Raw genomic sequence first — 14,099 nt, forward strand, 5'->3', positions numbered from 1 at the left:
TAATTAATTTACTCTGTAATGCGATTAAATTTACCGAAACTGGAACCATAGAAATTTCAATTATAACCCGCAAGAATAGCGATATTAATCATTCTTTTGCTGCCAATCCTAACGAAATTCAGTTTAGTGTTAAAGATACAGGCATTGGAATTCCACGCGATCGCCTTGAACGTTTATTTAAAGCTTTTAGTCAAGTTGATTCCTCTATTACTCGACAGTATGGTGGTACTGGCTTAGGTCTTGCTATCTGCAAACAACTGTGTGAATTAATGGGTGGCAGAATTTGGGTTGAAAGTGAGCTTAATGCAGGTAGCACGTTTTACTTTACGATTACCGCTTCTGTTATTCCAGAGGAGTCAGCAGCAGCCAGTGTGGTCTTCTCACAACAAGAGATACAAAAAGCGATCAAGTCTCCTGAAGTGGAACAACTGGCGTTCAAGAGTCAGGATATATTAGAGTTATCCTCCCATAAAACCCCTTGTCCCCCTCTCCCCGCTTCCTCTTCTGAGTCTCCTGACTTACATAAATTAAGAATTCTTTTAACTGAAGATAATTTGGTGAATCAGAAAATAGCCTTGAAACAACTCAAAAATCTGGGCTACAGTGCTGATATCGCTAATAATGGGAAAGAAGCATTGCAGCTATTAGAAAAAATTCCCTATGATTTAATTCTAATGGATTGCCAAATGCCAGTTCTTGACGGTTTGGAAACCACAAAACAAATTCATCGTTGGCAAGAAAGCAGCTTTGCTAGTGGTCGTCGTCCTGTAATAATTGCAATGACAGCTAATGCGATGAAACAAGACAAACAATTGTGTTTAGATGCCGGAATGGACGACTATTTGAGCAAGCCGGTGATGAAAGAAAATTTGGCCGCGACGCTAGAGTATTGGGGAAATGTGATATTTAGAGCAAAAGAAACATCTGCCACAGAGCAGACAGTTTCTACAATAGATATAAGTGCAGTTGACCTCCCAATTGATTGGGAACGCTTGCATCAACTTTCAGAAAACAATCCAGAATTTGAATTGGAACTATTACAAATATTTGTTGAGGATATTCAACCTCGTCTAGAGTTAATTAAAATAGCGATCGCAACTCATAACTTTCAGCAAATAGTACTCCAAGTTCATCAAATTAAAGGTGCTAGTGCCAATATAGGAGTTACAACCATGTATGTAGCAGCAGAAAAATTAGAACAATCAGCGATAAACCAAGAGCGTCGAGGTACTACTAACTTAATCTTAGAGTTAGAAGAGTTTATTAAACGCATCGAAGAGTTTTTAATCAGTAGTAAGTAGTCAGTGTCTTCCCACTTCAATTATATGTTTGTTTTGTAATATTTACTAATAAATAAACAGTAACGATTATCTCCTGTGGGCTGATAACTCAATTTGTTAGCAATAGCAGACATAATTTTTAAACCCCGCCCGCGCTCTAGATCATTATCCTCAAATTCAGATGTTTGGCGCAATTGCTGTTCTAAGTCAAAGGCTTCACCTTGAGACCAGATGCGAATTTCTATATATTCATCTAACCGCACAGCTTCCATCTCAATTTGAGTTTCAATAGGTAAATTTTTGTGGGCGTGTTCAACAATATTAGTAAAGCCTTCTATCATCAGAGTTTGACATTGCCACCAAATTTGTTTATCGATAATAAGTGGTTGATTGATCTGCTCGAACCAAGACAAAACTTGAGATGAAGCTGTCAGGTCTGTGTTGACTTTGAGAGAAATTTTATTATTCACTTCTTCACTAAGAAAATATTGTTAAATCATCATATTCCTTAATTAGTTTATTTAATTTGAGTATTTTTACTATACATTAAAAACTAAATTGCATATAACTTAAACTAAAGTAACTATTTACCAATCATTTTACTTAGTAAACTGTAATTTATGTTTAAAATTCTGGTTATTGATGATGACCCGACAGTACGAGCCGTACTGAAAAGTACACTCCAAAGGCAGGGTTATGAGACTACTGTAGCTAGCAATGGTGAAGAAGGAATTAGACAAGCACAACTCCTACATCCGGCTTTGATTATCTGTGACTGGATGATGTCACAAGTAGATGGGCTAGAAGTGTGTCGTCGAATTAGAACAGATCCACAGTTAGCAACTACTTTTTTTATTCTATTGACGGCTAGGGGAGCAGCACGAGGAGAGGAGGAAGATAGAGTTAGGGGACTTGACGCTGGAGCGGACGAGTTTATCTCTAAGCCGATAGAGATGAATGAATTAAAAGCACGAGTGAGAGCAGGACTAAGGTTACACCAGCTAAATCAGGATTTACAAAGTCAAAAGCAAGCTTTGGAGACACTAAATCAGGATTTGCAAACTCAAAAGCAAATTTTGGAAGCAGAATTGGCTGAGGCCGCTGATTATGTGCGATCGCTTTTACCCTCACCGCTTGTCGGAGCTGTAACTACAGAAAATTTGTTTATTCCTTCAGCGCAGCTAGGAGGTGATTGCTTCGACCATCATTGGATTGACGAGGATCACTTGGCAATTTATTTGTTGGATGTATCAGGTCATGGAGTGGGTTCAGCCCTCCTATCGGTATCGGTGCTGAATGTTTTGCGATCGCAATCCCTACCGAACACTAACTTTTCTCAACCAAGTGAAGTCCTAAAAGCTCTCAATCATGCTTTCCAAATGAGTAAGCACGGTGATAAATACTTTACAATTTGGTATGGAGTTTATCACCGCCTTAAACGTCAACTCATCTATGCCAACGCTGGACATCCACCAGCTTTACTGTTATCTAATACCTCCACAAACAACATCGAAGTTAAACAGCTAACTTCCTTAGATTTACCAATCGGCTTTTTACCGGAAGTTCAATTTGAAGAAGCTGTTTTTAATGTTAAAGAAAACAGCACTTTATACATCTTTAGTGATGGTGCTTATGAAATTAATCAGTCAGATGGCAAAATTTGGGGAATCGATGCTTTCATTGACTTACTAACCAAATATAGTCAGAAAGATACTTGTAACCTAACTCAACTTTTAGCCAAAATTCTCACCTTAAATGCTCAAAATAATCTTGAGGATGACTTATCTTTAGTAAAAGTTAACTTTGGTTAGGATCATCAAATCTGCATATTTTATTTGAGATATTATCAGAGGTTACTGTATTGCCAATACTTGACGATTGAATTCATCTTGATCGGCAAATGTGTGAAAAATTCTATCCATTTTAGTCAGTTCAAATAACATTCTAACTTGATCACTTATAGAACAAACAAACAGTTTAGCCTTAGTAGTTCGTGCCATTTGCATTGCTGATACTAAAGCACCTAAGCCTGAGCTATCAATAAACATTACTTCTTTCATATCGAGCAACAAAATATCAGCTCCGTTTGCTAATATACCGCTAACTTCACGACGTAGTTCGTTACCTCTAATACCATCTAAAATTCCAGATAACTCTAGTACTTTTACATTCAAACTCATGGTTTTATTTTCCGATTATTTTGCTTGAAAACTATGTAGTTATATTTTGGCATTGACCTAATTAAACCGCAATAGATAAAGTCAGCAATTAGCTTTGTTTTACTACTTGCTGATTACTATTATTTGCGATCGCCATAAAAAAGCTAGCATCAACCCATTGCCGAGAAATTTCAAAAGCTTCAAAATAGCCATCTTTCTGACCTAACTCTCGTGCCCAAAAGCGAGATAGAACAAGTATGGCATCGAGTTGCATAAATGCTTTATTTAATTCTGATTCATAACAACCGATAGCGGCAACTTTTTCCTCAATTACAGAGGTGATATCCACAAAAAAGTTGGGTTCAAAACCGCGCAAAAAAACAGGTGGTGCTGAATACCACAAGGGTATATTTTTGCGGGTAGCAACATTAGAAACTGCGATCGCACACACTTCATGATCTCTATGTCCATATTTTTCAGGTTGTGGTGCGTGAGTAATAATCAGATCCGGTTGCCATCGTCCTAGAGCTTCTTCAGTAACTTTAATTACTGCTTGTGTGGAGAAATTACACTCCTCAAGTGCATAAAACTCATAAGTTGCACCGATGATTTTACCAGCTGCATCTGCTTCTTGATGACGTGTACCTTTAACAGGTGAACTGGAAAGACCGCCATCGGTCAAAATTAAGCAACGAACATTCCATCCTGCTTTGGACATCAAACTAAGAGTACCAGCAGCAGGTAGAACTTCATCATCAGCATGAGCATAGATTGTTAAGACAGTTCGCTGACCAAAGTTGTTTGAGTCGGAATAAGTGTTCATAGCTGTTTTCTTTCTAAATAAGATTTGCAAATCAGCTGTCATGAGTTATTTTTTCACCTGCCCTTTTCCAGTTTTCCCTGCTAACCTCTTAAGCTTCTTTTGGGGGCTGCCAAACAGATGCGCGGATGATAGCCCACAAAAGTAATAAATTATAGATAGCCCATGCACCATTAAGCAGGTGAACCTCTGGATTATTTAAATGACCAATTGCAAATTGGTAAAGGCTCCATAACATCCCCAAGATGGTAAGGATAAAAATAACCAGCTGCGGCCAAACGAGCCGGAGATAAATCCCAGATTGGCGTTGCTTAGGTGTGACTTGAAAATTGAGTTTTTGTCCTGTGAATACACTCCATACAGCTTGGATTAATAAGGGAAATAAAGCGATCGCATATTGTTCCGAGCGCCATACTTCTCTAGCTGGAATGCCCCAAGTAGCTGCAAGGAAAGTCAGACGGTTAATAATAAAAGCTGGGAAAAAGTGTATGGCAAAGTCAGGGCCGTAGGTTTTGACTGGAACGATGTCCGTAAAAAAGTAAATGATTGGACAAGAAATAAAAACCAGAGTTGCAAAACCAGAGAAATAACTATACATCGTCTTGAAATATTGCAACCTTTGCCAAAAGGTTAGCCCTCGTTTTGTCAATGGATTTTCCCTCACTAGCACTTGGATAGTTCCTTGTGCCCAGCGTAGGCGCTGTTTGAGAGTAGAACTTAGATCGTCTGGCGCTAAACCTTCTGCCAAAAGTTCATTGTGATAAATAGATTTCCAACCAGCACTATGCAGACGCATGGCTGTATTCATATCTTCTGTAATGCTATTACTGGATACCCCACCAACTAAATCAAATTCATCTAAACGTTTTTCATCTTTGGCAAATTCATCAGCAAAATTTTGCAGTCCGACACTAACTAATGCTTCACGTCTTAAGATCGCATTTGTGCCCGTATAAAACGCAGCATTCATCCCATCTTTACCTTGTTGAAGCGGTCCATAAAATAAATTTGCTCGATGTCCAAAAGGATCGCCTGGAGGAATATTGTAAAAATCCTGGCGGGTTTGTACAAAAGCAATTTGATTCTGGTCGTATTTTCCTGTTGAAAGATTATAGATGTAGAAATAAGGCAGAACTCGCTTGAGAAAATTTCGCTTGGGAATGTGGTCAGCATCAAGAGTGACAATAAAATTTCCTGACGTTTCTCCAGAAAAAATTGCATAATTGATATTGCCTGCTTTGGCATGATGTGCTACCCCAGGCGTCTTCGGACGAGCAATGTAACGAAAACGAGCAAGTTCAACTAGTTCTAGTTCTTTTTTGTGAATAGCTTCTTTTAAAGCTTTTTGTTCAGTAATTAGGCGATCGCTAATACTTTTATCAGTCGGAGGTAGCCAAAGAATAAACTGTTGCAAACTTTGCAAAAATCCAGCCGCAGGCTCGTTCACCACTAATTCTGATGGTGTTTGCAGCCATTGTTCAGCAGCTTGAGTATTAGGTGTCAGATTTTCCAGTTGCTTCAAGCGCTCTAACAAACCAGAATGTTCTGCATCAATCCGTTCCGCTTCTAGCTGTAATTGTGGTGACTGCAAATCTTCAATACACAATCTTTCTGTCATCGCTCGCATATCAGCCGAGTTACCGTCATCCAGCACATAAACACGTAACTTTGTTGGTGGGTAATCGATTGTCAGAGCAGCTTTGGCAGTTTCTTCGACAATTTCCGTCGGCTCGTTGTAGCAAGTGACAAACACATCTACTGTTGGCCAGTCGGATCTGGGTAGAGGTGGGATCATCTGGTCGAGAGACTTAATTTGTCTGACTAAAGGTCGCCACAACCCAATTACAAACATTACGCCACCGAAATAGCTGTAAATCTCGGCTATCAGCAAAGGAATAGAAATCCAGAGGGCATCAAAATTGATCGAATGGGTGACGCGCCATTGCAAATACCAGATACCAAAAATTAAATTGATTTCTGCCAGGTAGCGAAATAACAGCGTTCTTTTTTTGAGTATTGAGCGGCTGTTACCAGAAAAGTTTGTCAGAGAAACTGAAGTCATCTTAGTACTCAATAGTTAATGTATCTGCATCCTCATCAAAATAAGTATTCCCTAGTTAAATTTGTGACTAACAAATTTTTCTCGATCAATCCAAAATTAGCGTTGCTCAATTGAGCTATGTCTCTCTCTACAAGGATTTTGGTATTACTAAGATTTATGCAAAACTACACACTGTAGGGGCAATTTATTAATCATTTGGTGTCAACTTAAGCTGAAATCTTCTGACTGTATGAGTTTTGCCCTCATCCCCAGCCCCTCTCTCTCCCAAAATTGGGAGAGGGGAGCAAATTCTCTACTTTAGTTCCCCTTCTCCAATATGGGAGAAGGGGTTAGGGGATGAGGGCAACCCTAGAACACAAAATTTCAGTTATCTTATTTTGTGCCAGTTACTAGGTGAGTCTTTTCACTATCTGAAACCCAGTAATTTCCAGAACTATCAGAAGTTAACTTGGTTTGTTGTGTGGCACTGTTTGGTAAACCTCGCCCAGAATCTCCCTTAGTAACTGTCTGCCACCAAAGGGAGTTCATAGTGGTAATCGGATGAATTAAGGGTTGTCGATTTGTCAAACTGTATAGCAAGGATTGCAAAATCATGCTGTTGGTGCTGCTGGTGAAACCAACTGCTGTTTTGCCGGTGGTTTCATAGAAGCCCTCATAAAATCCAACTAATGGATTATATAAATCAGTGCTTGCTTGCAGTAATTGTTGACTATACTTATTTTCTGGAAGCAGGGCATTATAGGCAAAAGCTACTGCTGTACTTACTAATCGTCCCTTTGGTACTAGTTGACCATTATCCCCTAAAGCTACCCAAGACTTACCTTGCCCAGTAATTGTACTGTGGACAGTGTAAGGTTTACGATCGATTAAGGTGGTGGCTGAGGCAGTGAGGGCGCCGGTGCGACGGTAACGTTCAGCTTGTGCTTGAAAAATTGGTTCAAAGAGCGATCGCATTTGTGGATCTAATCCAAACTCCAATGCATAAAGTACAAAAGGATTGCTAACTGTGTATTGGTTAACTTTGGAATTAGTATCTGTGCGATGGCGTTGAATTGGGACTTTCAATTTCTCCACCGAGGTAGTTTGATATTCACCCCCAACAGCAGAACGATCGAGATTAAACCCCCATAATTGAAAAGCACGAGCAGCATATTCCTCATAACCCAAGCGAGTTTCGGGGTTAACGCGGGTGAGATATCGCCCATCTTGCTCTTTGGTAACGATGGCACTAGAAAGAATACCTTCGCGCACCACACGTAAGTATGACCAATCCAGCACAATTTTATCTACGGCAGCCGTATATTCTGGATGACAGCTTTTTAAGTTGTACAGCGCTGCCAGCATTCTACCCAAATCTAAAGCTGACCAACCGTTTCCTTCTGGAACTGGATTTCCACCATAATCGACTGGTTGGAGAGTTCTGGTATCATAACCCCGACTTGGCAATTCCCCAGCAAATAACGGTAACTTTGTCAAAGCTCCTAAGAGATGACGAGTACGCTGGTCAAATTCTTTGGGGGTAATTGTATCGAGCGATCGCGCTGCGTGGAGTGCAGCGAGATAATCTCCTAATCCCCAGAGGGTTGCACCTTTGAAATCACTGCGATCGTCTATCAGCCCACTCTTAGAATGGTAATTTGCTTGAAAGTATCGCCAAGCCGCCTCTGCATAGCGCCGTTCAACAGGCGTCAGTGGTCGATCTAGTTTCAAATTAGATGATGGCTGGGGACTATCTACTGCTGGAATAGGTGCAACGGTTACTTCTGTAGGTTTAGAAGTATCCGCAGGGGTTGCGATCGCAGTCGTAACAGTAGAATTCGGTTGATTTGCAGGTGTTGCTGAAGAAGCATTTTCACTTGGCTTGCCAGTAGAATTCGGTTGATTTGCAGGTGTTGCTGGAGAAGCATTTTCACTCGGCTTGCCAGTAGAATTTGGTTGATTTGCAGGTGTTGCTGGAGAAGCATTTTCACTCGGCTTGCTAGTAGACACACTTGCAGAAGTGGAAGCAATTAACGGGTGATTTCCCCTAGCTTTGTAGTATAAAATCTCCAAAATTAACCCATTAGTATTACCTGTCAAAGCTTTATTGGGTTGTTTTGATTCTTCATAGATCCCAGCATAGTAACCGCTATCATCAGGACTGCGGAGATCCTTGACTGCATCAAAAACTTTTTGGGCATAAGCATTGTCGGGAAACAGATAGTGCCAGCCAAAAGCAGCTTTTGTACTGATGCTGCGAAACTGCGGATAAGGTTGATTAGCATCGGTAATAGTTGCCCAATTTGCACCGTTGGCGTAAACGGTGTTGTAAAGAAAATAAGGTGGTTGGTCGATATTATCTTCTGTTACCGCAGTTAACTGACCTGTGGTATCAAAACGCCGTTTTTGCACATCTAAAACCCTAGCAGCAAAATCAGCTAATTCTCCTTGTAAGCCAAATTCAATTCCATCAAGGATGTAAGACTCACTCACAACGTAATTATTAGCGTTGGTGCTTTGAAAGTCACGGCTATCAACCGGAATTTGCACACCATTAATTTCAACTAACTTAAACGGTTCTAAAGCAATAGCTTTGGGTGCTGAGAAACCCCAAAGTTGATAACCTCTAGCGCCGTATTCTTCGTAGCCGAGTCGTCCCTCTTGCACTAGTAAGGTTTTCTTGTCAGGGAGAACAGTAGCGCCAAAAAGTTGTCCATCTTTGAGCGATCGCGCCACTTGCCACTTCGTTACGATTCCTTTGAGCCAGTTATTATATTGAGGATGACAGGTACGGATAACATCAAACGCAGCCAGTATTCGCCCAACATCCAAAGCAGACCAACCAATACCCTGTTCTAGTGGATTGTTGCCATAATCAACCATCTTTGCAGTAGCCGCGTTATAGACTTTATTGGGCAAAGCATCTTCAAATAACTTCAAGCTGTTGAGAGTTGTCAAAAACTTATTAAGGCGAGAATCAAAATCTGCTTGATCGGTAAGATTCAACCATCGTGCAGCATTCAATGCCATCAGGTAGTTACCCATATCCCAGAGTGTACCTGAAGGATAACCCCCAGTAGAATTGGTAAATCCCGTTGCTGGCTGATAATTTTTGACAAAATACTGCCAAGCCGCACGAGCATAAGTTTGTTCTTCAGATGTGAGCGGGGTTGTAATATTGCTACAGCTATTGGAATTTTGAGATAAGACTGGTGTTGGGATGTAAAACAGTAATTGCAGAAATGTTCCAATTAGGAACAATGCAACCCATCTCAACAGCTTTTGTTGATGGTGCTTGTATAGCATAAGCAAAGAAGGAGTTAAGAGCGCGTCTGTACAGCCATCGATAGAATGGAGTATCGCTAGTGAATGATATTCGCAAAAGTTATAAATATCAGGGTGAATTACACGGAAGTTTTGTATATTGTTTCTTTAAACGAAGTCTGTATACGGAAAAAATTTATATTTTGCCCAAAAACAAACCCCAGTTAGAGTTTTAAACATTGTTTTTAATTTTTGTTTTCAGAGAGTGACAAAAGCTGTTTACGGACGCGATCGCTTGCGTTATGGATGGAAGAAACAAGTAAAATCCTCTTCCCTTCTGCCTCCTGCCTTGTTTCTTAGGAGCGGGGTATCCATTCTTCGGTAAGCACTATCGATAAGTTGCTGGCCTTGTAGAAAATCAAGATAGCGAAAATGGAAGTTGGAGCGATCGCAGCTAAAATACTCAAAAATATTTTTTAAACTAAACGGTTTAGTATAAAATAGTTATTAATAAATTTTTGACTTTATAATGACTAATAATTTCTTGAGAAGTTACGATCAAATCACAATCGAATTTCAGTTGAGACATTTCCTTCTAGGCAAAGAAAAGCATCAAACAGCAATGCCTCTTCGGTGGAATTTTAGGAATTTATAGTAAATCTCAATTACCAATCCCATGCCAAATCGTCATTATCCTCCCGCCTACTTACGCTATCTCAAAGCCAGGTTATGGAATCTAGGGCGACCTGGTTTTTGGGGAACTGCAATTTTTTTATCCGTAGTTGGGCTAGCAACCTGGGAATACTGGTCAAATCCAGATATTTTCGCTTATAAGCAAAAAAAACCTGTCGTTGTAGAAAAATCTGCTGATTCCTCCCTGTCACAAGAAAATAAAGCTATTGCAGCAGATATTGATAACCTGCCAGTTTTATTTAATGACTTTGAACAAGCAACTCCCTCATCAACAGCAAATGGATCTGAACAAAAGACTGAGGCGAACAAGAGCAAAGACTCATTAGATAATGTAAGTAACAAACAAAAGTCTGCTAATAATACCAAATTAGATCCTGGTTTAGGCGTTAACGGCGACACCTCCCCAGCCTTTAAAAATCCTTTTGTTGTCCAAACAGACAATTTATTGCGTACTGGAACGGTTAATAGTAGTAACCAATTTCTAGGTCTTAAAACCTTTAATGCAGCGTCTGAACCAATAGGAGGAGACCAAACATCCTCTAGCCTGGGTATTGGATTCCCTAATCAAACCAATAATAATCAAAATTCTCTCCCTACCAACCCTCTGCAAACAGAGCTTAACCAATCGACAAACCGGAAATTGTCTAGTTTCAATGGTACTACTGCAACTCAGACAAATACTTCGGGCCAAGTCTCCAATCCAGGGACAACACTAACGCCACCCATCAACAGCTCAACTACTCAGAATTCTCTACCAAGCACTGGGTTAACTCCTGGGACAGGCAACACATCAATGGGTACGAACTTACCACAAAATTCCTACAACAATTTAAATAACGGTCAAGTAGTGCCTAATAATGGGTTAACTACGAATACGAACTTACCGCAAAATTCCTACAACAATTTAAATAACGGTCAAGTAGTGCCTAATAATGGGTTAACTACGAATACGAACTTACCGCAAAATACCTATAACAATTTAAATAACGGTCAGGTAGTGCCTAATGTAGCACCAAGTAATGTTGTACCTTACTCTAGCCAGAGTCAAAGTGTTGTCACACCCACAAACCCTGTAGGGTATGGGAATTATGGCTTGCAGCAACCGACCCAACCACCACAATCTACCTATGGGAATTATGGCTTGCAGCAACCGACGCAACCATCACAATCTAATTATGGGAATTATGGCTTGCAGCAACCAACACAATCTAATTCCTTATATCTTCTTCGTCAACTTCAAGACAAGTATAGAAATCCGGGTCAAAACTGATTTTGAGTACGTTGGTTTGATTAAATCTAATTAAGGTGATTGTGGGCTATTTGGAATCATCGGAACTTCTGGTGTTTCAGGTTGTTGCTGTTGTCGTTGCAAATATTTACTCAATACATAAGCCATATCTCCACGGGTTACAGGTTTTAATGGAGAAATATTACCTTGAGCATCTGTATTCAGAAATCCTTCACTAGCTACTGTAGCGATCGCTTTTCTAGCCCAAGTTGGGATATATTTTTCATCTGGATGTGAAGCCAGAATCTCATTCACAGCAGCATCGGGAAACTGAAATACACCATAAGCCTGGGCGAAAATAGCCAGAGCTTCTGCCCTTGTCACCTTTTGGTTAGGGAAGAATTCATTCCCCCGATAGCCTTTCATGATGTCAGTTTTTAGTACTGTCTGTATATCATTAAATGCCCAATAAGAACGAGGAACATCTGGGATAGTTAAATTTTCTTTGGTAACAGCTTCTCTTTTATCTAGGCGAAATGCTTTTACCATAATCGAGGCTAATTCTGCCCGACTCACTAAGCTTTCGGGATAAAATTTGCCATCGGGAAAGTTTGTCATCCATTTGACAGCAGTTACCTGTTGAATGGAATCAGCTGGTATTCCAGAAGTAGATTCTGGTACTTGAGCAATTGCTGGCAAGCTTTGTAGTAGTGCCATTAAAGATAGAGTAATTGAAAGCTGACGCATGATGATAAGCACTTTTAACTGCTAACGTGAATTTAAAAAACTACGTTACTGAGGTTAACGCAAAATTGGGTGTTCCTAATAACCTGTAACTCAGCTAGTGACGAATTTAAACTGGGCAATGTTGCTTTAACTACGTAAGTAAGTTGGCACAATAAAACTAAACTATGTAAATAAAAATTAAATAGACTAAAACCCTCTTCCCTCCTGCCTTCTGCCCTCTGCCTTCTGCCTCATCTCAACAATAAATTTTCCCACCCACCTGCTTAGGGTGTGGCTATAAATTTTAAAAATTAGGACTGTGTTCAGTATCCCAGCACTTCCCATCATTCCAGACTCTACCAGTGTGTTCACATTCTGATTTATTGTAAATCCAAGGAATTGAAGTAGGGTAATAAGAGCTAGATGTGGGAGTAAGTGAAGATAATGCAAAAGAAAATATCGTGTAGCTACAAGTCGATAGAATGATTAGAAATCCTATGAGGAACAAGATATTGGCAGGAGTCCAAAAAGGATATAAACCTTTTTCAGAGCGTAAACGCACTTGAGAGCGACGTTCTGAACCTGCTAGCAACACCAAATAAAATCTTAATTTGGGAATTGGTACTGAAACTCTTATGTCTAAAGAATGACGTGTCCTCGCACGAGAGGCCAAACCCTTTTTTATCGCTTCTAATTGCTCTACCGTGAAGGTATTTGCTATTTCCGGGTCAATCTCAGCGAAAAGTTGCTTAAAAGTAGGAACGATGTACTGGGGATTGTTCATTAAGTTCGTATATTAATATACATTAATATTACATCAGTCATCTCCTTTATTCCGGATACTAGGATGTTTTATATTTTGGAAGTCCCTAATCAAGGAAGTAGAAATTAGCAAAAACTTGTTTTTTCCCTTTGATGTTTTGGCGTTATCTGCCCACTACTATGGACTATAGTCAGTTTTTCAGGAGTTTTGGGAATGACAGCAGCAGCAGATCCCGCAAAGTTGATGAAACAAGAAGTTGGCAAAGCCGCCGCCGCCCTAGTCAAGTCGGGTTCGATTGTCGGGTTGGGTACGGGGTCAACTACAGCATATACGATTCAGTTTTTGGGCGATCGCCTCAAGTCTGGTGAACTCAAAGATATCATTGGTATACCTACCTCGTTTCAGTCAGAAGTCTTGGCGAAACAGTATGGTGTCCCTCTTGCTACCTTGGATGCTATTGATCGCATCGATATTGCCATTGATGGCGCAGATGAAGTCGATCCGCAGAAGAATTTAATTAAAGGTGGTGGTGCAGCACATACCCGCGAAAAAGTCGTAGACTACCTAGCAGAACAGTTTATCGTCGTGGTAGACAGTGGCAAGTTAGTAGACCGCTTAGGTTCTAGTTTCGCTGTGCCCGTGGAAGTGATTCCAATGGCAATTACTCCTGTAACCAATGCCATCAAAAAACTTGGTGGTAAACCAGAACTCCGCATGGGTGTAAAAAAAGCTGGGCCAGTAATCACTGACCAAGGGAATTTTGTCTTAGATGTGAGATTTGACTCTATTGAAGATCCAGCCGGACTAGAAAAGACATTAAATAACATTCCCGGCGTTCTGGAAAATGGTATCTTCGTTAACTGTGTCGATTTAGTTTTGATTGGTGAAGTTAAAGATGGTCAGCCATTAGTGCGGCAACTGTAAGAATTGGATTTTGGATTTTAGAAACATCTAAAATCCAAAATTTAACAATAGATATAGCAGGAGGTAGAAGGCAGAAGGCAGGAGGCAGGAGGTAAAACTATTACTGTTCCTAGCTTTCACTCTTTTAAAATGTCCTAACCTATGTGACTACGGCTATATCCCTCTTCTGTCACTTTCCGGTTATTCTAAATAAAAGGATTA

Annotated in this window: 10 protein-coding genes and 1 pseudogene; 4 read left to right on the forward strand and 7 right to left on the reverse strand. The window is 40.1% G+C overall.

Annotated features, from left to right (window positions below):
- Nucleotides 1-23: 23 nt before the first annotated feature.
- Nucleotides 24-1,301: pseudogene (locus V7K79_RS29875) on the forward strand (response regulator); the annotation flags it as partial.
- 20 nt (nucleotides 1,302-1,321) lie between these two features.
- On the opposite strand, the gene V7K79_RS00060 reads toward V7K79_RS29875, so the two are convergent.
- On the reverse strand, nucleotides 1,322-1,750 hold the full coding sequence (locus V7K79_RS00060; RefSeq protein WP_335043511.1) for an ATP-binding protein: 429 nt from the start codon (nucleotides 1,748-1,750) through the stop codon (nucleotides 1,322-1,324).
- 150 nt (nucleotides 1,751-1,900) lie between these two features.
- Here V7K79_RS00060 and V7K79_RS00065 point away from each other — a divergent pair, with 150 nt between their 5' ends.
- A complete protein-coding gene (locus tag V7K79_RS00065; protein WP_335043513.1) occupies nucleotides 1,901-3,091 on the forward strand; it encodes a SpoIIE family protein phosphatase in 1,191 nt (396 codons plus the stop codon).
- Between the two features lie 42 nt (nucleotides 3,092-3,133).
- Here V7K79_RS00065 and V7K79_RS00070 read toward each other — a convergent pair whose 3' ends face one another.
- From V7K79_RS00070 to V7K79_RS00085, 4 genes are all read right to left on the reverse strand, one after another.
- Nucleotides 3,134-3,460: an STAS domain-containing protein gene (locus V7K79_RS00070; RefSeq protein WP_335043516.1), complete on the reverse strand. Its 327-nt coding sequence runs from the start codon at nucleotides 3,458-3,460 to the stop codon at nucleotides 3,134-3,136.
- 88 nt (nucleotides 3,461-3,548) lie between these two features.
- A complete protein-coding gene (locus V7K79_RS00075) occupies nucleotides 3,549-4,262 on the reverse strand; it encodes a PIG-L deacetylase family protein (protein WP_335043518.1) in 714 nt (237 codons plus the stop codon).
- A gap of 88 nt (nucleotides 4,263-4,350) precedes the next feature.
- Nucleotides 4,351-6,321, reverse strand: coding sequence for a glycosyltransferase (locus V7K79_RS00080; RefSeq protein WP_335043519.1), 1,971 nt, complete (start codon nucleotides 6,319-6,321; stop codon nucleotides 4,351-4,353).
- Between the two features lie 372 nt (nucleotides 6,322-6,693).
- A complete protein-coding gene (locus V7K79_RS00085; protein ID WP_335043521.1) occupies nucleotides 6,694-9,606 on the reverse strand; it encodes a DUF3131 domain-containing protein in 2,913 nt (970 codons plus the stop codon).
- A gap of 634 nt (nucleotides 9,607-10,240) precedes the next feature.
- Between V7K79_RS00085 and V7K79_RS00090 the strand changes: the two genes are divergently transcribed.
- Entirely contained in the window at nucleotides 10,241-11,527 is a 1,287-nt protein-coding gene (locus V7K79_RS00090) for a hypothetical protein (RefSeq protein WP_335043523.1), read from the forward strand.
- A 30-nt stretch (nucleotides 11,528-11,557) separates the two neighbouring features.
- Here V7K79_RS00090 and V7K79_RS00095 read toward each other — a convergent pair whose 3' ends face one another.
- Nucleotides 11,558-12,232 carry an S-layer homology domain-containing protein gene (locus V7K79_RS00095; RefSeq protein ID WP_335043525.1) on the reverse strand — a complete coding sequence of 225 codons (675 nt, stop codon included), beginning with the start codon at nucleotides 12,230-12,232 and terminating at the stop codon, nucleotides 11,558-11,560.
- Between the two features lie 283 nt (nucleotides 12,233-12,515).
- Nucleotides 12,516-12,995 (reverse strand): hypothetical protein, encoded by a 480-nt coding sequence (locus V7K79_RS00100; protein ID WP_335043528.1) that lies wholly within the window; start codon nucleotides 12,993-12,995, stop codon nucleotides 12,516-12,518.
- A gap of 192 nt (nucleotides 12,996-13,187) precedes the next feature.
- On the opposite strand from V7K79_RS00100, the gene rpiA reads away from it, so the two are divergent.
- Nucleotides 13,188-13,898 (forward strand): ribose-5-phosphate isomerase RpiA, encoded by a 711-nt coding sequence (gene rpiA, locus V7K79_RS00105; protein WP_335043530.1) that lies wholly within the window; start codon nucleotides 13,188-13,190, stop codon nucleotides 13,896-13,898.
- The last annotated feature ends 201 nt before the right edge of the window (nucleotides 13,899-14,099 follow it).

Origin of the sequence: Nostoc sp., from assembly GCF_036917575.1 — a bacterium.
GTDB lineage: Bacteria > Cyanobacteriota > Cyanobacteriia > Cyanobacteriales > Nostocaceae > Nostoc.